We start from the raw sequence: 19457 nt of genomic DNA, 5'->3' as shown, positions 1-19457 counted from the left end.
CCGCCGAGCGCTGCGGTACGGCAGGCAAGAATGGCCCGCCAGACCTTGGCCGCGCCACGCGGCAGTTCATGGCTGGCGAGATAGGCCGGACCGAAGGCGGACAGCACCTCGGCCAGGCCGGCCGGGGTCACAGACCTTAGCCGGGCATCAGCAACTCAAGCGGGGAGGTGGTGCCGGTCAGCCGCGATTGCGCCAGATGAAAGTAGCGCTGGGTGGTGCTGACATGGCCGTGACCGAGCAGACGCTGGATGGTGTGGATATCGACGCCGGCTTCCAGCAAGTGGGTCGCGAAGCAATGGCGCAGGGTGTGGATACCGCCGCCGTGCGGAATCCCCGCCGCTTCGCGAGCAGCGTGGTAGAAGCGGCCAACCGTTCGGTCATCCAAGGGCGTGCCGTTGCGACTGGGGAAGAGCCAGTACGTGGGGCGGGCGACGCGCCAATAAAAGCGCAGGGTGTCGAGCAGGCGTGGGGAGAGCAAGGTATACCGATCCTTGCCACCTTTGCCCTGGCGCACCTTGATGCACATGCGTTCAGGCGAGGACTCGATATCGCTCAGTTGCAGGGAACAGACTTCGGAGAGACGTAGGCCAGCAGCGTAGGTGGTGGTCAGTAACGCGCGCGCCCGGATGTCGCGAGCGTTGTTCAGCAAACGGGCCACTTCGTCGCGAGTAAGAATCTGCGGCAGGCGCTGGGGCACCTTGGCCATCGGAATCTCGAAGGCGGTATCGCGTTGGCCGAGAACGACGGCAAAGAGAAAGCGGATGGCGCAGACCGCTTGATTGACGCTGGCGTAGGCCAGCTTGCGCTCGGTGATCAGGTGCAGCAAATAGGCCTGGATGGCCGCTGTGTCGAGCGTATCCGGTGATCGCCCATAGTGTTTCGCGAGCTTGCTGACACAGTTCAGGTAAGTCTCTTGGGTCCGCTGGGCAAAGCCCCGTAGAACCATCGCCTCGGTCATCCGCTGTCTGAGTGTGCTCATGTCCTTCTCCTCTTCTGACTCGGGAACATTCCCAAGGAAAAGGATCGGGTCGGGCCGCTCAATGCTTGAGCTAGAGGCACCCCCAAAACAGCGCAATCTTTGGGCGCGCTGCCACCGCGTTAGCGGTTTAGTTCAACGTAAAGTGGACGGCATATTCGCCGCATATTCTGGAATGCCGCCTTCCATCCTGGTGAACTGGTCAGCCGAAGATCCCCAGCCAGAGCGGCGCGGGGCAACGTTTACAAGGATATTTCCGGGAATATATGGCGCCTCAACATGGCGTTGGGCCAGGATACGCGGCGTGGGTGCCGTGTATCCCGCTTGCTTGCCGGATATGCTGGCCAACAAGGCGGTGTGAAAGCCATCGTTGGTGGTCATTTTGGCCGATAGCCCATATATTTGCGTCATCAAGTCCATGGCAAACGCGGCGGTTGTTACCGTGATGCCGAAAGGGTATCACCAACGCATAGCCTCGTGGATAGGCGAATACCCATTGCTGCCGTTCTTTGTTTCGCCAATCGCGCAGTCAAAACGAACACCGGAAAAACTGCGTTCGGTGTACCGGGCCCCTTGGGAGGTGCCGAGCAACGCAGGGTTGGCGGGGGGTGTCGGCTCGCGTTGTTTGAGGCCCGCAGGGCCGAGTTTAGCGAGACGCCCGCCGGCCCGAGTAGCGCAGGGGACCCCGCGTAGCGGGGCGCCGACCTAGGGGTGGCCTTCTTTTTGGCTACTTTTTCTTGGCCACGCAAGAAAAAGTACGCCCGCCGGTCAACGGCGGAACCCAGCGGTTCAGCAACCAAAAAAACACCAAAGAACGCGCGCCCCGCTCAATCCCCACCAAGAAATATCTCGATCCGTTCCTTGCCCTTGCCGATGTTGTTGCGCTTGAGCCGCAGCGGGCCGACCTCGCCGGTCGAGCGGACATGCGTGCCGCCGCAGGCAACCCGCGAGAAGCCGGCGATTTCCCAGTAGCGCCGCTCGTTTTCGACGTCTTCGAAAGCGGTGCGGATCGGCAGGTCGGCGGCAATGATCCGGTTGGCGCTGGCCGCCAGTTCCGGCAGCAGCGGGGCAATGCTCTCCGGCCAGCGGAAATCGATCCGTGCCTTGTCGGCGGCGATATGCGCGCCGACCTTGAGTGCCCCGGGCAAGGCGCGGCCGGCCAGTTCGAGGACCAGTTCGGCGGCGAAGTGGAGGCGCATCAGGCGGTAACGGCGTGCCCAGTCGATCGCCACCTCGACCGTCCGACCTGGCTGCAAGCCGTGCCCGGCGGCCAGGCGATAGCGGAGGCTGCGCCCTTCCTTGCTCGCTTCGACGACGGCGACGCCGCCGATGCTCCCGTGATCGCTTTCCTGGCCGCCGGAAAAGGCGAAGAAGATCGTTGATGCCAGTTCGACCGTGTCGCCATCGACCACCGTCACCACCGTCCGGTGCGTGCTGGCGTAAGGGTCTTCCCAGAAGGCTTTGTGGGTCATGCGTGGAGAATATCGGTGTTCATCGGTCAAGTGGCGGGCGGTAGTAGCGCAGCACCGCGCGATTCTCCGCCAGGCCGGCGAAGCGGCGCAAGCGCCGTGCATCCGGCGAACGGATCGACTAAGCTTCGCACTTTGCGCAGACGCGCGCGAGGGGAAAAGCATGCCGGTGATCGAAGTCCGCCATCCTTTGGTCAAACACAAGATCGGGCTGATGCGCGAAGGCGAGATCAGCACCAAGAAATTCCGCGAACTGGCGGCCGAGCTGGCCCGCCTGCTGACCTACGAGGCCTGCCGCGATTTCGAGCTGGAACGGGTGAGCATCGACGGCTGGTGCGGCCCGGTCGAGATCGACCAGATCAAGGGCAAGAAGGTCACCGTGGTACCCATTCTGCGCGCCGGCATCGGCATGCTGGACGGGGTGCTCGACCTGATTCCGAACGCCAAGGTGAGCGTCGTCGGCATTGCCCGCAACCACGAGACACTGATGCCGGAGCCGTATTTCGAGCGTTTCGTCGGCCAGCTCGACGAGCGCCTGGCGATGATCATCGACCCGATGCTGGCCACCGGCGGTTCGCTGGTCGCCACCATCGACATGCTGAAGCGCAAGGGCTGCAAGCAGATCAAGGCGCTGGTGCTGGTCGCCGCGCCGGAAGGCATCGCGGCGCTGAACGCGGCGCATCCCGAGGTGGAAATCTACACCGCCGCCGTCGACAGCCACCTCAACGAACACGGTTACATCATCCCCGGCCTGGGCGACGCCGGCGACAAGATCTTCGGGACCAAGGAAGCATGAACACGACTCAAGATCCGGTCTGGCGGACCGCGCTTTCCGGCGCGCAAATCCTCTTCGTCGCCTTCGGCGCCACCGTGCTGGTGCCGCTGCTCACCGGGCTGAACCCCAGCCTGGCGCTGCTCGGCGCCGGCGTCGGCACGCTGATCTTCCAGATCTGCACGAAACGCCAGGTGCCGATTTACCTCGGCTCCAGTTTCGCCTTCATCGCGCCGGTGATCTATTCGGTGCAGACCTGGGGCATGCCGGCGACGCTCGGCGCGCTGGCCTCGGCCAGCTTCTTCTATTACGTCGCCGCCGGCCTCGTCAAATGGCGCGGCGTCGGGCTGATCCACAAGCTGCTGCCGCCGGTCGTCATCGGCCCGGTGGTCATGGTGATCGGTCTCGGTCTGGCCCAGGTCGCGGTCGGCATGGCGACCGGCAAGGCCGGCGACGCGCAGGTCGTTCCCTACGAAACGGCCATCGCCATCGCCGCCATTTCGCTGCTGGCGACGATGCTCACCGCCATCCGCGCCCGCGGGCTGTTGAAGCTGGTACCGATCCTGGTCGGCGTCGCCGTCGGCTACGTCGTCTCGCTCTTCGTCGGCATCGTCGATTTCACCAAGGTGAGCGAAGCCGCCTGGATCGCCATGCCGGCCTTCGGCACGCCGGAATTCAACCTGGCGGCGATCCTCTTCATGATCCCGGTCGCCATCGCGCCGATCGTCGAACACGTCGGCGGCATCCTCGCCATCGGCTCGGTCGCCGGCAAGGATTTCACCGAAAGCCCCGGCCTGCACCGCACCCTGCTCGGCGACGGGCTGGCGGTCAATGTCGTCGGCCTGTTCGGCGGCCCGCCGGTCACCACTTACGGCGAAGTCACCGGCGCCGTCATGCTGACCAAGAACTACAACCCGGTGGTGATGACCTGGGCCGCCTGCTTCGCCATCCTGATGGCTTTCGTCGGCAAGTTCGGCGCCCTGCTGCAGACCATCCCGCTGCCGGTGATGGGCGGCATCATGGTGCTGCTCTTCGGCTCGATCGCCGGCATCGGCCTGAAGACGCTGATGGATGCCCGGGTCAATCTGTCCAGCGCGCGCAACCTGTGCATCGTCTCGGTGACGCTGGTCACCGGCATCGGCGGCCTCGGCGTCACCATCGGCAGCTTCTCGCTGCAGGGCATCAGCCTGTGCGGCGTGCTCGCCGTGCTGCTCAACCTGCTCTTGCCGGAAGAACCGGAAGCCAGCTGAAACAGGCGGATCGCGCCGGCGATCCGCCCCGCCTCTGCCTCAGGCCAGCGTCGACAACAGGCTGCTCGCCGTCGACTCGTCTGAACGGCCGTAGGCCTGCACCAACTGCATGATGCGCTGCATGACCTGGGTTTCGTCGTTGGCCGTCTGCTGCGCCGTACCACTGCCCGACTGCTCTTCCTTGTAGGCCATGGCTTCCTTGAAGCTGACCTTGCCGTCGCCATCAGTATCGGCCGCTTCGAAATTGGAAACGATGTCGGAAATGAGTCCGGCGCGGGCGCTGTCGGAGTTGCCGATTTCCTCCAGTTGGGCTTCCAGTTCATCCTGGGTAAAACCGGCATCGTTGACCGACGGCGGAGGCGGTGGCAGCGCCGCCGCGGCAGCCTGGGCCTGCGCGGTGGTATCGGTTTCGCCCGCTTGCTCGTTCTTGTAGGCCATCGCTTCCTGGAAGCTGACCTTGCCGTCGCTGTCGGTATCGGCCGCCTCGAAATTGGCGACGATGTCGGAAATCAGGCTGGCGCGATCGCTGTCGGAATCGCCGATTTCTTCCAGTTGGGCCGTCAGCTCGTCCTCGGTGAAACCTTCGTCGTTCGGCGGCGGCGGAGGCGGCATGCCGCCAGCCATGCCTTGCGGTCCCTGGCCGGCCATGCCCTGCATGCGCATCTGGGTGAACTGGCTGTCCAGTTCCTGCTGCAACTGGCTCAAGGTACTGGAAAACTCGCTTTCGGTGACCTTGCCGTCGCTGTCGCCGTCGAGCACGGCAAAGACATCGGCGATGGTGCTTTCGTCGCTTTCGCCGATGGCGCTGAACGCCGCCGCGAAGTCGCTTTTCTCGAGGTAGCCCTGCCCCTTGCTGTCGAGGCGGGAAAATAACTGGCTCAATGATGAGCTATTGCTGACACCGCTGACCATGATGAACTCCTGGAAAATGGTTGATGGGATCGAATTGGGTTTCGACGACCTCTTCCAGTGCAATTTATCGGCCAACAAGGGGAGAAATTGGCGGCGAAGCGGGTTAAAACGGGTAAAAACTCGTCAAGAAAACCGCCTTTACCCCCAAAACCCCGCTCAAACCCCATCCAAAATGCGTAATTTCCCGTCTGAATACGCCCCCGGCAAATTTTGCCGGCAAGCCGGCAAGGCCAGGTAAAAGCCCGTAAAAACAGTGCCATGGCGCGCCGGCAATGGCTATCATGCGGGCTTCGACTGATTTCCCGGAGCAAGAAAATGGCGGCCGTGCTGCTGATCGACGACGATGTGGAACTGGCCGGCATGCTGGCTGACTACCTGCGCCGCGACGGCTTCACCGTGACCCTCGCCCATGATGGCGAAAGCGGTGTCCAGGCGGCGCTTTCCGGGCAGTTCGCGATCGCCGTGCTCGACGTGATGATGCCGGGCATCTCGGGCATCGAGGCACTGCGCCGGATCCGCGCGGCGAGCCGGCTGCCGGTGCTGATGCTGACCGCGCGCGGCGACGACATGGACCGCATCGTCGGCCTCGAACTCGGCGCCGACGACTACGTGCCCAAGCCCTGCCTGCCGCGCGAACTGGCGGCCCGGCTGCGGGCGATCCTGCGCCGCGGCGTGGCGAACGCCGACCCGCAGGCGGAAATCGCGGTCGGTCCGCTCAGCCTGCAGCCGGCGCAGCGCCGGGCCTACTGGCGCGGCCAGGCGGTCGAACTGACCAGTACCGAATTCAACCTGCTCGAAGTCCTGGCGCGCCACGCCGGCCGCACCGTCGCCAAGGACGATTTGTCGCAGCAGGCGCTGGGCCGCCCGCTGGCGCGTTACGACCGCAGCATCGACGTCCATCTGTCGAGCATCCGGCAAAAGCTCGGCCCGCTCGACGACGGCCGCTCGCCGATCCAGACGGTGTTTCGCCAGGGTTACCAGATGATCGCCTGCTGACCATGGGCCGCCTGTTCTGGAAGTTCTTCCTGATCGTCTGGCTGGCGCAACTGGTGGCGGTACTCACCACCGGCGCGATTTTCTGGGCGGAACGGCGCAGCATGGAGGCGCGTTTCGCCGAACGGCTGGCGCCCCCTGCACCGCCGCCGGGCGCCTTCGGCCCACCCGGCGAACCACCACCCTTCGCCCGGCCGGACGGGGCACCACCGCCTTTTCCCGACCCGCGCAAACCACGCGTCCCCTGGCTGCACATCATCAGCGGGCTGCTCGCCAGCCTCGCGGCGGCAGCCGGCATCGCCTGGTACGTGGCTCGCCCGGCACGCCGCCTGAAGCGTGCCTTCGCCGCCGCCAGCGAAGGCGACCTCAGCCTGCGCATCGGCCCGGCGATGGGCCGGCGGCGCGACGAACTGGCCGATCTCGGCCGCGATTTCGACCGCATGAGCGAGCGCCTGCACAGCCTGCTCGACGCGCAGACGCGGCTGCTGCATGACGTCTCGCACGAGCTGCGCTCGCCGCTGGCGCGGCTGCACGCGGCGATCGGCCTGGCTCGCCAGGAACCGGAACGCTTCGAGGAAACGATGAACCGCCTCGAGCGCGAAGGCGAGCGGATGAATCTGCTGGTCGGAGAACTGCTCACGCTGTCCCGCCTCGAAGCCGGCGTTCACGGCAAGGTCGAGGAGTTCGAACTCGACGAACTGATCGCCGAACTGATCGAAGACGCCCGACTGGAAGCGGCAGCGCGCCACCAGATCGTCGATCTCGAGGAATGCCGCGGCCTGCGCGTGCGCGCCAATCCGGAGCTGCTGCACCGGGCGCTCGAGAACGTCGTGCGCAACGCACTCAAACACACCCCGGACGGCGGCACGATCCGCTTCGTGTGCCGCAGGATCGGCGAACGCCACTGCCGGATCAGCGTTTTCGACCCGGGTCCCGGCGTGCCGGAGGATGAACTGCCCTACATCTTCGAGCCCTTCCGTCGCGCCCGCAACGCCATCGGCAACGGGCACGGCCTGGGGCTGGCGATCGCCCGCCGGGTGATGAGCTCGATCGACGGCACGATCAGCGCCGCCAATCTCGCCGGCGGCGGCTTCCGCGTGGACCTGGAACTGCCGCTCGCCGACTGACGCCGTTCAGCGCACGAAACGGCGGCTTTCCTTGGTCACTTCGTCGAGCAGCGGGCTGGCAGCGGCGACGATGCCGTCGCGCGCGCCGCGGTCAACCGGGTTGTCGTTCTCGTCAAACACGCTGTAGCGGAAATAATCGCTGCCGGTGAAGGGGAAGGTGATCTTGTTCCTCCCGTCGTCAATGCCCATGTAGTTGTATTCGCCGAAGACGAAATAGGGCAATTCGCGGTCGAGCGGCTCGGCCGAGCTGTAGCTGCGCGCTGGCTGATCGACGCCGAGCGCGGCAAGCAGCGTCGGTGCCACCTGCAGGTGCGAGGTGCGATGTGTCACCACGGCCGGCGCAACGCCGGGACGCCACAGCACCAGCGGCACCCGGATCTGCTCCTCGGGGAAACTGTTGCCGTGACCGTGGCCCCAGCGCCCCTTTTCCATGAATTCCTCGCCGTGATCGCCGGTGAACAGCAGCACCGTCTGCTCGAGCATGCCGGTCTTCTCGAGGTGTTCGAGCAGGCGGCCAACCTGGGCGTCGATGTGATGAGCGGCGTTGATGTAACGGTTGTGGATGCCGCCGATGTTGTTGCGCAGATCAAGGTCGATGTAGTTCATGTCGCGCAGGTAGTCGCTGCGCAACGCCTGGTCCTCGGGAAAGTTGTAGGGCGCGTGGGTAGACTCGAAGAACATGAAGCCGAAGAAGGGGCGACGCGGATCGCGATGATCGATCTTGCTGGACAGGTCGTCGATGTTGCGGATGTCGCGCTGCCAGGGTTCGCCGGTCTTGATTTCCTGCAGGTTGGCTTCCGGCACCCCGGAAAACACGGTATGACGCAGTTCCGGGTAGTCGAAGCTCTGGCTGGTGTGGGCGGCGATCTGATAGTTGTGCTCGCGCAGCACGTTCATCAGGACCGGTGCCGTGCGCTGCTTCTCGAAGCTGTACCAGTAGGGCGCATAAACCCCGTAGAACAGCGAGAAAAGCCCCATCCGGGTACGGTTGCCGCCGCTGTAGTGGTTGTCGTAGCGGGTCGCCCGTTGCGAGAATTTCCACAAGTTGGGGGTGATTTCCGGGTCGAGCAGATCCCAGCGGAAGGATTCGGCAACCAGGACGATGACATTGGTCGGCTTCAGGTGGCTGCTGTCGATGGCAGTGCCCGGATAGACCACGTCGCCGCCGGCCAGACGCAGCGACTGCAGGGCGCGACGTTCGACGCCGAGCTTCTGGAACAGCGTCTTGCTGCTGGTCCGCATATGGAAGGGAATCGCGTCGGCCGCCGCCAGCAGTTCTTCCTGACCGGTATGGACGCTGTAGGCGAACACCACTTCCTCTGTGGCCAGCAGACCACAGAGGACGAAGCCGGCGATCACCGCCGGACGCGCCGGGAACTGCCAGCCGAGCTGGCGGTAACGATGCAGCCCCCACATCACCGCCAGGTTGGCGAGGACGATGGCGCTCACCTGGATCGCCACCGTCAGCTCGGTGGAGGCGGTCGCGCCGAGCGCGGCGACGCCGCCTGGCGTCGTCAGCAGGTTCCAGACGAAACCGTTGAAGTGATACTGGTAGAGCGCATAGAGGCGGTAATCGGCGTACATCGCCAGCAGCATCAGGCTGCCGCCGACGACTGCCGCACCGGCCAGCAGCGGCTGGCGGAAGGCGAAGCGGCGGGGCAACAGCGCAAGCAGCAGGCAGGGCAAGGCGGCGACCGCCAGGTAGAGACCAGCGTAGGCGGCGCTGGCGGCCAGCGTGAAACCCCAGGCGGCACCGCCGCGGATCGTCACTTGCGGCCAGAACAGCGCCACCATGCAGAACAACGCGACATAGAGCAGTGCAAAATAACGGCGCAGCACGCCGGCGACTTCAAGAGCGGACATCAATACCTCGCAACGGCGCCAGGAAACAGACACGCGGCCTTGCCCCCGGCGCCGGAGGAACAGGCCATGAACTTGGCAGGAAAGCGGCTCAGGCCAGCTTGCGCAGCGTGTACACCCGCCACATCGCGTAGCCGGGCAGGAAGTCCTGATGACCGAGGATGGAGAAGCCGGCGGCGGCGAATTCGCTCTCGATCGTTGCCACCGGCACCACGAAGCGGTTGCGGTTGGCGTTGCCGCGCGCCGCGCGCTTCGCCTCGAGCTGGCGGCGACGCCAGGCCTTGACGTTGCCGTCTACCCAGAGCGAGACGATCACCGTATCGCGGGCGACACGATGGAATTCGCGCAGCATCGCCAGCCGGTGCTCCGATTCGGCGATGTGATGCAGCAGGCGCATGCAGAAGATGCAATCGACAGCGCCGTCGTCGAGGTCGATGGCAAAGGCCGAAGTGCGGAAGGTGTGAACGCGGCCGGCGATTTCCGGCGCTTGCAGGCGGCGCGCCACGTCGAGCATGTGCGGCGAGTTGTCGGCGGCGAGGATGACGCGGCTCGGACGTTCGCCGAGCAATGACCAGAAGCGGCCGGCGCCGCAAGGCAGGTCAAGCACCAAGCCGGGTTCGCCGGCGAGTTGCAGGGCGTGCCGGGCGAGCTGGCGGTCGCGCCAGTCGGACAGGCGGCGGGCGAGGCCGGCACGGTGCTTGTGGAAATACTGCAGCGCATGCGCGCTGTCGTATTTGTTGGAAAACTCGAGTTCGATCGGGGAAGACGGATTCATGGTCGCGCACCGGTTTGATGATGGCGCCAACGATAGGCGGCGGCCCGTCAAGCCGCCGTCAAAAGCCCGTCAAAAAAACGTCAAATCAGCCGCCCAGGCGGACGACGAAACAACTGCCGCCGCCATCGAGGTTGAGCGCGTCGATCTGCCAACCCTGCTGCTCGCAAATCCGGCGCACCAAGGACAGGCCGAGCCCGAGGCCTTCGCCGCGCGCGCCGCGGCCGCGGACGAAGGGCTGGAACAGCTGCGCCCGCTCCGCGGGCGAAATCCCCGGCCCGGTATCCTCGACGCGGAAACCGTCGCTGGCGAGGATCAGGCGGATTTCACCGCGCTCGGTGTAATGCGCGGCGTTGCGCAGCAGGTTGCCCATCACCACGCGCAGCAGCGTCGGGTGCCACAGTCCGGGCAGCTCGCCCTCGCTGCGGCGAACAAAACTGAGACCGCGGGCGGCGATGTCCTCCGCCCAGAGCTGGCTCTGTTCGTCGGCCATCGCCGCCAGGCTGACGCCTTCGCCGGGCGTCAGTTGCGCGCCCTGGGCGCGCGCCAGTTCGAGAAAGACTTCGATCAGCGAGCGCATTTCCGCCGCCGCCCGGGCAATCCGTTCGACCTGACGGCGGGCGCGTTCGGACAAGTCGCCGCGCAGCAGCAGTTCGGCCGAAGTGCCGACGATCATCAACGGCGTGCGCAGTTCGTGACTGACGTCGCTGGTGAACAGACGCTCGCGGTCGATCGCCAGGCGCAACTGACTGAAGGCGAGATCGAAGGCCATCGCCAGCTGGCCGAGTTCGTCGTCGCCGTAATCGGCGGCCAGCGGCGGCGCCAATGCCACCATCTGGTCGCGCCCGCGCACCTGCCCGGCGAGGCGGATCACCGGGTCGATCACCCGGCGCACGGTCAGCCGGCCGATCAGCCAGGCCAGCGCGACCGCCAGCAGGAAGCCGCCGATCACCACCTTGTACAGCACCTGCTCGCGCGCTTCGAAAGCCCCCTGGTCGCGGGCAAGGATGAAGCGATGCCCTTCGATGCTGGTTTCCAGCACATGCCAGGCGCCGTTTTCGCCGACCACTTCCTGGAAGCCCGGATGCAGCCCGGCAAACGCCGCCGGCAGGGGCTGCGCCTTCAGCGTCGGCACGTAGAGCGCGCTGCCGCCGGTGAGGTCGGGAATCCGCCCCTCGGTCAGGTAGACCGTCTCGACCATTTCCATCTCTTGGCGCATTTCGTCGCCGATCAGGTCTTCCTCGACCACCTGGACGACGGCGATGATCGCCCAGGCGTTGATGCCGGCGATCAGCGCCGTCAGCAGCATGAAGGAGAGCAGGATGCGGCGGGCGAGCGGCTGCCGGTCAGCCATGGGCCTCTTCCCCGAGACGATAGCCGACGCCATGCACGGTATGCAGCAACGGCCGCGGGAAGGGCTTGTCCACCGCCTGGCGCAACAGGTGCAGGTGGCTGCGCAGGCTGTCGCTGGCCGGCGGATCGTCGCCCCACAACGCGGTTTCCAGCGCTTCCCGGCGGACGACGCCGGGACTCTTGCGCATCAGCGTCTCGAGCAGCTTGAGGCAGGCCGGGTTGAGACGCAGCGGCTGGCCGGCGCGGGTCGCCCGCCAGGTGTCGAGATCAAGCACCAGGTCGGCAACCTGCAGGCGCTGGCTGGCGCCGCGCGTACGGCGCAGGATCGCCTCGATGCGCGCATCGAGTTCGGCCAGCGCAAAAGGCTTCACCAGGTAGTCGTCGGCGCCGCTGCGCAAGCCCTGCAGGCGGTCGTCGAGGGCATCGCGGGCGGTGAGCATGATCACCGGCACCTGGCAGCCGGCGTCGCGCAGGCTGCGACAGAGCTGATAGCCGTCCATGCCGGGCAGCATGATGTCGAGGACGATCAGGTCGTAATGCCCGGTCAGCGCCAGATGCAGTCCGCCCGGCCCGTTACGCGCGCAATCGACGACATGGCCGGCGGCTTCGAGGTAGTCGATGATGTTGGCGAGGATGTCGGAATTGTCTTCGACGATCAGCAGACGCATGCGCTTGGAACTTCCGGTTGCGAAATAGAGAGTATAGCGATGGCGGCTGAATCGCAGCTTAATCGCCCGTCTGCCGGAAGCGCGAGGTTTCTTGACGTTTTTTTGACAATCCGTTCACGCGCCATTGACGTTCCCGATCGCAGACTGCGCACCGTCACAGATTCTCCGCGCCACCGATGCCCTTTTCCCGTTACGCCCAGCCCCGCTTCCTCACGCTCGTCCTCGCCTGCTGGTTGCTGGTTTTCTTCGCCGTCCGCGGCATCCTGCTCGCCACCCATTTCGCCGAAGCCGACGCCGGTTTCCTGGCGATCCTGCGCCTGTTCGCGGTCGGCACCGTGTACGACCTGGCTTTCCTGGTTTACGCCGCGCTGCCGCTCGCCCTCTACCTGCTGCTCTGCCCGGAACGCCTGTGGCGCAGTCGCGGCCACCGCGCCTTCCTGCTCGTCCTCACCGGCATCGGCTTCTTCGCCATGCTCTTCGTCGCCGCCGCCGAGTGGCTGTTCTGGGACGAATTCGGCGTCCGCTTCAACTTCATCGCCGTCGACTACCTGGTCTATTCCAAGGAAGTCGTCGACAACATCGTCGAGTCCTACCCGGTCTATCGCCTGCTCGGCGTGCTCGCCATCGTCGCCGGCGTCGCCACGCTGGCCTTGAAGCGCCAGCTCATCGCCAGCTTCGACGCGCCGTCGCTGCCGCGCCGCCAGGCCTTGCTGGGCTTCGCCGGCCTGCTGCTGGCCGCCGGCCTCAACCTCGCCGTGGTCGGCCAGTCCTTCCCGCACGGCGAGGGCGGCAACGTCTACCAGCGCGAACTGGCGAGCAACGGCCCCTTCCAGTTCTTCGCCGCCTTCCGCAACAACGAACTCGACTACCGCCAGTTCTACGCCACCCTGCCCGACGCCGAGGCCGGCGCCCTGCTGCGCGCCGAAGTCGCCGAGCCCAACGCCCGTTTCCTCGGCGACCACCCGCTCGACATCCGCCGCGCCATCGACAACCCGGGCCCGGAACGCCGCCACAACATCGTCCTCGTCACCATCGAGAGCCTCAGCGCCAAGTACCTCGGCAGCTTCGGCGACCAACGCGGATTGACCCCGAACCTCGACCGCTTGCGCGGCGAAAGCCTGTTCTTCAGCAATTTCCGGGCGACCGGCACGCGCACCGACCGCGGCCTGGAAGCGATCACCCTGTCGATGCCGCCCACCCCCGGCCGCTCCATCGTCAAACGTCAGGGCCGCGAAAGCGGCTACGCCAGCCTCGGCCAGCAACTCACCGCGCGCGGCTACGACAGCGTCTTCGTCTATGGCGGACGCGGCTACTTCGACAACATGAACGCCTTCTTCAGCGGCAACGGTTACCGCATCGTCGACCAGAGCAGCGTCCCGGAAAACGAAATGTCCTTCCAGAACGCCTGGGGCATGGCCGACGAGGACATCTACCGGCAGGCGCTGAAGATCGGCGACCAGGACCACGCCGCCGGCAAGCCCTTCTTCCTGCAGCTGATGACCACCTCCAACCACCGCCCCTACACCTACCCGGACGGCCGCATCGACATTCCCTCGGGTGACGGCCGCGAGGGCGCCGTCAAATACACCGACCACGCCATCGGCCAGTTCCTCGAACAGGCCCGCAGCAAGCCGTGGTTTGCCGACACCATTTTCGTCTTCGTCGCCGACCACACCGCCGGCAGCGCCGGCTACGAGGACCTGCCGGTGGCCAACTACCACATCCCCCTGTTCATCTACGCGCCGGGCTTCATCAAACCACGCGAAATGACCGGGCTGGCCAGCCAGATCGACCTGGCGCCAACCCTGCTCGGCCTGCTCGGCATCGATTACGAATCGACCTTCTACGGCCGCAACCTGCTCCTCGACCCGCAGCGCCCGGGCCGCGCGGTGATCGGCAACTACCAGCACCTCGGCCTGTTCGACGGCAAGGACCTCGCCATCCTCAGCCCGCGCCGCGGCATGCGCCGCCACGACGACGCGCTCGGCGAAAGCCAAGAAAGCCGCAGTAACGCAGACGACCCGCTGCTCCGCCGCGACATCGCCTACTACCAGGGGGCGAGCCATGCCTTCCGTAACGGCCTGCTCGCCTGGCGGCCGCTGAGCACCGCTGGCGATGCGACCGGCCGCTGACCCCCCGCCGTCCCGCCCCTTCGCCTTCGGGTTCTGGCTGGCTCTGCCGCTGGCGGCGATGGGGCTATTGCTGCTCGTCGACCCGGCGCCGCTCGACTTCTGGATCACCGGCCATTTCCATGTTCCGGGCAGCGGCTTCGTTGCCCGCGACAACTACTGGCTGGAAACCGTCCTGCACGACCGGGCGAAAACGGCGGTCATCGTTCTCGCGCTGGCCCTGGCCGCCACCCTTGTCGCCAGCACCCGCCTGGCCGCCTTGCGCTCCTGGCGCGGCCCGCTCGCCTACGCGCTGCTGGCAATCACTCTTTCAACTGCAGTCGTGCCGCCGCTCAAGGTGGTCAGCGCCGTGCAGTGTCCTTGGGACCTCAGCGACTTTGGCGGCAGCGAGACTTTTTCACCGCTGTTGGCGCCCCGACCGCCAACCGAGCATCCCGGACGCTGCTGGCCGGGTGGTCACGCGGCCACGGGTTTTTCCCTGATCGCGCTGTTCTTCGCCCTGCGCGACCGCCGACCGCGCCTGGCCCGAGGCCTGCTGGCCGGTGCCCTCGCCTTCGGCAGTCTGCTTGCTGCCGGGCGCATGATGCAGGGCGCCCATTTCCTGTCGCACAACCTGTGGACCCTGCTGCTCGACTGGAGCATCTGCCTGCTCGTCTATCGCTTCACCCTCTACCGCCCGGCCCGATTGCCGAGCGCAGCGCGCACGCGACGGGCAATCGGCATACCGGCGGGAACAAGCTGAGGGCGCTGGTTCAGCGCATCTGAAACGCTTCCTGATGAAAGCGCCGGCCTGCACCTTGCAGCCCCTGGCGCAAGGCTGCCCCCTGACTGACGATGCCCCTACGGCATCCGGGCATTTCAAGTTCGATGATGATTTCAACAATCGCTGAAACCACCCCCAGGAATGAAATTCCCCAAAATTTCACTGAACGTGCTACTTTCAGCAAATGCTGAAATCCGCCAAAAACCTGAAACCCGAAGAAGCCCGCGCCCATGAAGCGCTGCGCGGCTTGCTTGAAAAGATTCCGATCCTTCACATTGAAGGCATCGATGCCGGCCTCGCATCCGGCGACCGGGAACCCGACTGGATCGTCCGGCTGCTGGTGGACGGACGAGCGCACCAGCTCGTCTGCGAGGTCAAATCGAACGGGCAACCGCGGCATGCCCGCTCCGCACTGCTGGAGTTGCGGAACCACATCGCGCACCGGGCGCCCCTGGCAACGCCCGTTTTCATCGCCCCCTACCTCTCACCGGCGGTGAGGCAGTTGTGCACAGAGAACGGCGTCAGCTTCCTCGACCTCGAAGGCAACGCCCGGATTGCCTTTGGCGGCGTTTTCATCGAGCGTCAGGTGACGGACAAGCCGGTGGCCGCACAGCGCGAACTGAAGTCGCTGTTCCGGCCGAAATCCGCCCAGGTGCTGCGCGCCATGCTGCGCGAACCCGGCCGCGCGTGGCGGGTCACCGAGTTGTCGGAAATCGCCGGGGTGAGCCTCGGGCACGTCAGCAATGTGCGTACCGGCCTGATCGATCGCGAATGGGCGCGCGCTTCGGACGAGGGCCTGGTCCTTGCGGCGCCGGATGCGCTCCTGGACGCCTGGCGCGACAGCTACAGCGCGCCGCCGGGCGAACGCCTGCGCTTCTACACGCCGCTGCATGGCAGCGCCTTCGAAGATGCGGCACGCGGCGCGCTGCGCGCCGACGATGCGCCCGGGCGTGCCGCCTTCGCTTCATTCTCGGCGGCGCAATGGCTTTCTCCCTACGGGCGCACCGGCACCAGCTACTTTTTCGCCGACGACGAAGGCCTGCGCAAACTCCGGGCCGCATTGGAGCTGACCCCCGTCGCGAAAGGGGAAAACGTGGTCGTCACCGTACCAAAGGACCCCGGGCTGCTCGCCGACACCGTCGAGCCGGCGCCAGGCGCGGTCTGCACGAGTCCGCTGCAAACCTACCTCGACCTGTCCATGGCCGGCGAGCGCGGCGCCGAGGCCGCCGCGCACCTGCGCCAGGCGCAATTCTCATGGTCCCGCTGATACCACCCCGGGAACCGCAGTCGGCGGCCGATTACGACGACCGCACCAGCGCCGCCGTGAAGTCGGTGCTGATCGAGATCGGCCAGATACTGGGCAGCTTCCGGGGCAAATTCGCCATCATCGGCGGCGCGGTTCCCTGGCTGCTGCTGGCCAACGAGGACATGCCCCACGTCGGCACGCTCGACGTGGACGTCGGCTTGGACGCGGCAGCGCTCGGCGATGGCGAATACGCCACCCTGATCGGCGCGCTGCAAGGCCATGGCTATGTCCAGCGCGAGGGGCTGCGACGTTTTCAACTGGTCCGCCGGGTTGCCGCCCGCGATGACGGGCAGGCGATCGATATCGTGGTCGATTTCCTGATGCCGCGCGACGCGGAAATCGTCAGGAACGATCCCCCCTTGATCAGCGATTTCGCCGTGCAACGCGCCGATGGCGCCGACCTGGCGATGCGCTTCTATCAGTTGGTGGCGGTGGCCGGACCGATGCCCGACGGCGGGACGAACCGCGTCGAAATCGCGGTCTGCTCGATCCCCGCTCTGCTGGCGATGAAGGGCCATGCGCTGGCCGGCCGCTACAAGCAGAAGGACGCCTACGACATCTACTACTGCGTGCGCAACTACCCCCAGGGGATCGCGGCGCTGGCGCAGGAATGTCGCCAACTGCTGGGGCATGCCAGCGGCGAACGCGGCTTCCGGCACATCGCCGAGAAGTTCGACAGCTTCGACGGATATGGCCCTAGCTGCGTGCGGCGCTTCGTCGAAGACACCCAGGCGCTGGGTGATCGCACGCCCGAACAATGGCAGCAGGACGCGTTCGGGCAGATCGACGCGTTGCTGCGGGCGATGGCGCTGCGAGATTGAGTCAGGCCCGATGGACCGGGCGCGACTCTCGCCGCCCGTCGCCTCTCCCGCCTCAGCGCATCTGAAACGCTTCCTGATGAAAGCGCAGGCCAGCCCCCTGCAACCCCTGGCGTAGCGCCTGGCCGAGGCCGGCCGGGCCGCAGAACCAGACGTCGGCCTTGCTCTCGCCGCCGGCCAGCAGGCGGGCTGCGTCGAGCGTTTCGCCCTGGGCTGCGCCGTGCAGGTGCAGGCGGATGCCGGGCAAGCCGGCGCACAGCGCTTGCAGGCGGTCGACCAGCGGGTCGCTGCTGCGGTCGCGGGTGCAGTAGTGCAGTTCGGCCTGCACCGGTTCCGCTGCCTCGCGCTGAGCTTCCAGCCAGGCCAGGAAGGGGGTGACGCCGATGCCGCCGGCCACCCACAACTGGCGCGCCTGCGGTCGCCGGCGGGCGAGGTCGAAGCGGCCGTAGGGGCCTTCGATGAGCACCGGCGCGCCGACCAGCAGCGTCGCCCGCAGGCGGCGGGTGTAGTCGCCGAGCGCCTTGATGCAGAACTCGACACTGCCGTCGCCACGATCGGCGCTGGCGATGGTGAAGGGATGCGGGCCTTCGCTTTCATCGAAGGTGACCAGCGCGAACTGCCCGGCCCGGTGCCCCGGCCAGCCGGCATCAAGCTGGCAGCGCACGCGCAGCAGGTCGCTGCCGAGCGGCTCAAGTTCGGCCACTTTGCCGCTCACCCGGCGCTCCCGGCCGATGTTGGCGAGCAGGGCGCGCAGTGCGCCGTAGCAGCCGGCGGCGACGAGCGGCGCGAGCAGCAGGCCGAGCGGCTGCGTCCAGTAGTCGGCGGGCGCCAGCAGCACGGCGTGGAAGGCGAGCGCCAGGTAGATGACCGGCATCGCCCGGTGCAGGAAACGCCACGGACGGTAGGGAAAGCGTTGCCACAGGGTCAGCACGATCAGCGCGATGACGATGTAGAAGCCCCATTCGCCGAGGTCCTCGGCCAGATCGCGGAGGCGGTCGAGAACGTTGCCGAACTCCTCCTTGGGCACCCGCCCGCTGCGCCCGATCGACGATTTCAGGATGTCGTCGGACATCTCCACCAACCAGTGCATGACGGCGAAGCTGCCGCCGAGGATGCCCGCCCACTTGTGCGTGCGATAGACGCGGTCCATGCCGCCGAGCGGCGTTTCCAGCCAGGCCGGCCGGCTCGCCAGGTAGGTGGCGAGCGACATCAGGCCGATGGCGAGGACGCCGCTCAGATAGAGCAGTTCCTGACGCGCCACCCACCACGGATGGGCGTCGGTCGGCGCGGCGTTATAGACGTCCCAGCCCCAGGCGAGGCCGAGAGCGGAGAGCAGGACGGCGAGCAGTAGCTTCATGGCTTGGCGCCTCCGGCCGGCGTTGCCGGCAGGTCGTCGCGGCAGCGCCGCTGGTTGCATTCGCGGCCGTCGGCCGGCTGCACCACCCGCTCGCGCGGCACGCCTTCGGCGCGGCCGGCGCCGAGCGGTTCGCCGCTGCGGCCATCGAAATAGAGTTTGCGCCGCTCGCCGTTGCGGTCGGTGACGCGCACTTCGTAACGGCCGTGCTCGCGCTCGATTTCCTCGACATTGCGGTAGCCGGCCGCTTCCAGGCGGCTGACCAGCGCCGGGATGGGCAACCAGCCGGCGTCGCTACGTTCGCTGCGACGGTCGCGGTGGTCGTCGGCCAGTGCGTTGCCAACGACAACGCAACCCAGGGTCAGCGCCAGCACGAGGCGGCGCGGAAATTTGCTGATCTGCATGATTTCTCCTTACGGATCGCCGGCGGTTGCCGGTCAATCCTCGTAGTAGCCGAGTTCGGCGTCGGCGTGGCAAGCCACGCAATTGGCCTTGGTCCGCACGTCCTTGTGGCGCCATTCCCAGTCCGGCACCTCGCGGTGCTCGCGCACCCACTTGGGCAGCTTGGTGATGCGCTGCGGTGCGCTGGCCGGGTCGACGCCGCGCATCAGCTTGGCGCCGTAGCGGCTGCCGCCGGTATCGGCGGCGTTGGCCACCAGGTAGGCGGCGATCTTCTTGGCGATGGCCGGGTCGACACTGGCGTTGTCGCCGAAGTGGCGGTCGAGCTCGCCCATCATCTTCTGCCACGAGGCCGCCGGCAGCATCGCCGCCGGGAAGGCGAGGTGGCAGCTGCCGCACTCTTCCTTGACCACGGGGTCCTTGACCGGCGGGTAGTAATGGCCGCCGCCGGCCTGCGCGCTGGTATAGACCAGGGCGGAAAAGCCGAGCGCCAGCAAGGACAGCGCGAAGGGACGAAGGGGAAATTTCATGGCGTT

General features: G+C 66.4%; 20 protein-coding genes and 1 pseudogene. 8 read left to right on the top strand and 13 right to left on the bottom strand.

Annotation, left to right across the window (positions count from 1 at the left end):
• The 4 genes and pseudogenes from ACLIIZ_RS21240 to ACLIIZ_RS12875 all read right to left on the bottom strand — a co-directional run.
• A pseudogene (locus ACLIIZ_RS21240) lies at positions 1–131 on the bottom strand (IS91 family transposase); the annotation flags it as partial.
• A 5-nt stretch (positions 132–136) separates the two neighbouring features.
• Entirely contained in the window at positions 137–979 is an 843-nt protein-coding gene (locus ACLIIZ_RS12885; protein WP_416692683.1) for a tyrosine-type recombinase/integrase, read from the bottom strand.
• Between the two features lie 132 nt (positions 980–1111).
• Positions 1112–1357, bottom strand: a complete 246-nt coding sequence (locus ACLIIZ_RS12880; RefSeq protein ID WP_416692681.1) for a hypothetical protein — start codon at positions 1355–1357, stop codon at positions 1112–1114.
• A gap of 446 nt (positions 1358–1803) precedes the next feature.
• The gene (locus ACLIIZ_RS12875) at positions 1804–2448 is read right to left on the bottom strand and encodes an alanyl-tRNA editing protein (RefSeq protein ID WP_416692680.1); all 645 of its coding nucleotides are present in this window, start codon (positions 2446–2448) and stop codon (positions 1804–1806) included.
• A gap of 160 nt (positions 2449–2608) precedes the next feature.
• On the opposite strand from ACLIIZ_RS12875, the gene upp reads away from it, so the two are divergent.
• Together upp and ACLIIZ_RS12865 are read left to right on the top strand one after the other, a co-directional pair.
• Positions 2609–3241 (top strand): uracil phosphoribosyltransferase, encoded by a 633-nt coding sequence (upp, locus tag ACLIIZ_RS12870; RefSeq protein ID WP_416692678.1) that lies wholly within the window; start codon positions 2609–2611, stop codon positions 3239–3241.
• A complete protein-coding gene (locus ACLIIZ_RS12865; RefSeq protein WP_416692676.1) occupies positions 3238–4467 on the top strand; it encodes a uracil-xanthine permease family protein in 1230 nt (409 codons plus the stop codon). The genes upp and ACLIIZ_RS12865 overlap by 4 nt, the downstream gene beginning before the upstream one ends.
• 39 nt (positions 4468–4506) lie before the next feature.
• Here the strand turns inward: ACLIIZ_RS12865 and ACLIIZ_RS12860 are convergent, their stop codons facing one another.
• Positions 4507–5379, bottom strand: a complete 873-nt coding sequence (locus ACLIIZ_RS12860; protein ID WP_416692674.1) for an EF-hand domain-containing protein — start codon at positions 5377–5379, stop codon at positions 4507–4509.
• Between the two features lie 315 nt (positions 5380–5694).
• Between ACLIIZ_RS12860 and ACLIIZ_RS12855 the strand changes: the two genes are divergently transcribed.
• Positions 5695–6375: a response regulator transcription factor gene (locus tag ACLIIZ_RS12855; RefSeq protein ID WP_416692672.1), complete on the top strand. Its 681-nt coding sequence runs from the start codon at positions 5695–5697 to the stop codon at positions 6373–6375.
• Positions 6376–6377: 2 nt separating this feature from the next.
• Entirely contained in the window at positions 6378–7499 is a 1122-nt protein-coding gene (locus tag ACLIIZ_RS12850; protein ID WP_416692670.1) for a sensor histidine kinase, read from the top strand.
• Between the two features lie 6 nt (positions 7500–7505).
• On the opposite strand, the gene ACLIIZ_RS12845 is transcribed toward ACLIIZ_RS12850, so the two are convergent.
• The 4 genes from ACLIIZ_RS12845 to ACLIIZ_RS12830 form a co-directional block, all read right to left on the bottom strand.
• Positions 7506–9362, bottom strand: coding sequence for a sulfatase-like hydrolase/transferase (locus ACLIIZ_RS12845; RefSeq protein ID WP_416692668.1), 1857 nt, complete (start codon positions 9360–9362; stop codon positions 7506–7508).
• An 88-nt stretch (positions 9363–9450) separates the two neighbouring features.
• Positions 9451–10134, bottom strand: a complete 684-nt coding sequence (locus tag ACLIIZ_RS12840; protein ID WP_416692666.1) for a class I SAM-dependent methyltransferase — start codon at positions 10132–10134, stop codon at positions 9451–9453.
• An 85-nt stretch (positions 10135–10219) separates the two neighbouring features.
• Positions 10220–11485 (bottom strand): sensor histidine kinase, encoded by a 1266-nt coding sequence (locus ACLIIZ_RS12835; RefSeq protein WP_416692664.1) that lies wholly within the window; start codon positions 11483–11485, stop codon positions 10220–10222.
• A complete protein-coding gene (locus tag ACLIIZ_RS12830) occupies positions 11478–12152 on the bottom strand; it encodes a response regulator transcription factor (protein WP_416692661.1) in 675 nt (224 codons plus the stop codon). The genes ACLIIZ_RS12835 and ACLIIZ_RS12830 overlap by 8 nt, the downstream gene beginning before the upstream one ends.
• Positions 12153–12328: 176 nt before the next feature.
• Here ACLIIZ_RS12830 and ACLIIZ_RS12825 point away from each other — a divergent pair, with 176 nt between their 5' ends.
• Together ACLIIZ_RS12825 and ACLIIZ_RS12820 are read left to right on the top strand one after the other, a co-directional pair.
• Positions 12329–14284: an LTA synthase family protein gene (locus ACLIIZ_RS12825; RefSeq protein ID WP_416692659.1), complete on the top strand. Its 1956-nt coding sequence runs from the start codon at positions 12329–12331 to the stop codon at positions 14282–14284.
• The gene (locus ACLIIZ_RS12820) at positions 14268–15023 is read left to right on the top strand and encodes a phosphatase PAP2 family protein (RefSeq protein ID WP_416692657.1); all 756 of its coding nucleotides are present in this window, start codon (positions 14268–14270) and stop codon (positions 15021–15023) included. The genes ACLIIZ_RS12825 and ACLIIZ_RS12820 overlap by 17 nt, the downstream gene beginning before the upstream one ends.
• Positions 15024–15033: 10 nt before the next feature.
• On the opposite strand, the gene ACLIIZ_RS12815 is transcribed toward ACLIIZ_RS12820, so the two are convergent.
• On the bottom strand, positions 15034–15444 hold the full coding sequence (locus tag ACLIIZ_RS12815; RefSeq protein WP_416692655.1) for a hypothetical protein: 411 nt from the start codon (positions 15442–15444) through the stop codon (positions 15034–15036).
• A gap of 102 nt (positions 15445–15546) precedes the next feature.
• On the opposite strand from ACLIIZ_RS12815, the gene ACLIIZ_RS12810 reads away from it, so the two are divergent.
• Both ACLIIZ_RS12810 and ACLIIZ_RS12805 read left to right on the top strand, forming a co-directional pair.
• Complete coding sequence (locus ACLIIZ_RS12810) at positions 15547–16311, top strand: hypothetical protein (protein WP_416692653.1); 765 nt, start codon at positions 15547–15549, stop codon at positions 16309–16311.
• Positions 16299–17171, top strand: a complete 873-nt coding sequence (locus tag ACLIIZ_RS12805; protein WP_416692651.1) for a nucleotidyl transferase AbiEii/AbiGii toxin family protein — start codon at positions 16299–16301, stop codon at positions 17169–17171. The genes ACLIIZ_RS12810 and ACLIIZ_RS12805 overlap by 13 nt, the downstream gene beginning before the upstream one ends.
• Positions 17172–17223: 52 nt before the next feature.
• Here ACLIIZ_RS12805 and ACLIIZ_RS12800 read toward each other — a convergent pair whose 3' ends face one another.
• From ACLIIZ_RS12800 to ACLIIZ_RS12790, 3 genes are read right to left on the bottom strand one after another with little or no spacing between them, the layout of a single operon-like run.
• Complete coding sequence (locus ACLIIZ_RS12800) at positions 17224–18525, bottom strand: ferredoxin reductase family protein (RefSeq protein ID WP_416692649.1); 1302 nt, start codon at positions 18523–18525, stop codon at positions 17224–17226.
• Positions 18522–18926: a PepSY domain-containing protein gene (locus ACLIIZ_RS12795; RefSeq protein WP_416692647.1), complete on the bottom strand. Its 405-nt coding sequence runs from the start codon at positions 18924–18926 to the stop codon at positions 18522–18524. Before ACLIIZ_RS12795 ends, ACLIIZ_RS12800 begins: the two co-directional genes overlap by 4 nt.
• A 33-nt stretch (positions 18927–18959) precedes the next feature.
• A complete protein-coding gene (locus ACLIIZ_RS12790; protein ID WP_416692645.1) occupies positions 18960–19451 on the bottom strand; it encodes a diheme cytochrome c in 492 nt (163 codons plus the stop codon).
• Positions 19452–19457 lie beyond the last annotated feature (6 nt).

The sequence above is a fragment of the Azonexus caeni genome (genome assembly GCF_048146105.1).
GTDB lineage: Bacteria > Pseudomonadota > Gammaproteobacteria > Burkholderiales > Rhodocyclaceae > Azonexus > Azonexus aromaticus_B.
This window is presented reverse-complemented; position numbering and strand designations above follow the sequence as displayed.

Coding starts and splice junctions, on each gene's coding strand:
- ACLIIZ_RS12885 (WP_416692683.1), bottom strand. CDS start 979: ATGAGCACACTCAGACAGCGGATGACCGAGGCGATGGTTCTACGGGGC.
- ACLIIZ_RS12880 (WP_416692681.1), bottom strand. CDS start 1,357: ATGACCACCAACGATGGCTTTCACACCGCCTTGTTGGCCAGCATATCC.
- ACLIIZ_RS12875 (WP_416692680.1), bottom strand. CDS start 2,448: ATGACCCACAAAGCCTTCTGGGAAGACCCTTACGCCAGCACGCACCGG.
- upp (WP_416692678.1), top strand. CDS start 2,609: ATGCCGGTGATCGAAGTCCGCCATCCTTTGGTCAAACACAAGATCGGG.
- ACLIIZ_RS12865 (WP_416692676.1), top strand. CDS start 3,238: ATGAACACGACTCAAGATCCGGTCTGGCGGACCGCGCTTTCCGGCGCG.
- ACLIIZ_RS12860 (WP_416692674.1), bottom strand. CDS start 5,379: ATGGTCAGCGGTGTCAGCAATAGCTCATCATTGAGCCAGTTATTTTCC.
- ACLIIZ_RS12855 (WP_416692672.1), top strand. CDS start 5,695: ATGGCGGCCGTGCTGCTGATCGACGACGATGTGGAACTGGCCGGCATG.
- ACLIIZ_RS12850 (WP_416692670.1), top strand. CDS start 6,378: ATGGGCCGCCTGTTCTGGAAGTTCTTCCTGATCGTCTGGCTGGCGCAA.
- ACLIIZ_RS12845 (WP_416692668.1), bottom strand. CDS start 9,362: ATGTCCGCTCTTGAAGTCGCCGGCGTGCTGCGCCGTTATTTTGCACTG.
- ACLIIZ_RS12840 (WP_416692666.1), bottom strand. CDS start 10,134: ATGAATCCGTCTTCCCCGATCGAACTCGAGTTTTCCAACAAATACGAC.
- ACLIIZ_RS12835 (WP_416692664.1), bottom strand. CDS start 11,485: ATGGCTGACCGGCAGCCGCTCGCCCGCCGCATCCTGCTCTCCTTCATG.
- ACLIIZ_RS12830 (WP_416692661.1), bottom strand. CDS start 12,152: ATGCGTCTGCTGATCGTCGAAGACAATTCCGACATCCTCGCCAACATC.
- ACLIIZ_RS12825 (WP_416692659.1), top strand. CDS start 12,329: ATGCCCTTTTCCCGTTACGCCCAGCCCCGCTTCCTCACGCTCGTCCTC.
- ACLIIZ_RS12820 (WP_416692657.1), top strand. CDS start 14,268: ATGCGACCGGCCGCTGACCCCCCGCCGTCCCGCCCCTTCGCCTTCGGG.
- ACLIIZ_RS12815 (WP_416692655.1), bottom strand. CDS start 15,444: ATGCCGCGGTTGCCCGTTCGATTTGACCTCGCAGACGAGCTGGTGCGC.
- ACLIIZ_RS12805 (WP_416692651.1), top strand. CDS start 16,299: ATGGTCCCGCTGATACCACCCCGGGAACCGCAGTCGGCGGCCGATTAC.
- ACLIIZ_RS12800 (WP_416692649.1), bottom strand. CDS start 18,525: ATGAAGCTACTGCTCGCCGTCCTGCTCTCCGCTCTCGGCCTCGCCTGG.
- ACLIIZ_RS12795 (WP_416692647.1), bottom strand. CDS start 18,926: ATGCAGATCAGCAAATTTCCGCGCCGCCTCGTGCTGGCGCTGACCCTG.
- ACLIIZ_RS12790 (WP_416692645.1), bottom strand. CDS start 19,451: ATGAAATTTCCCCTTCGTCCCTTCGCGCTGTCCTTGCTGGCGCTCGGC.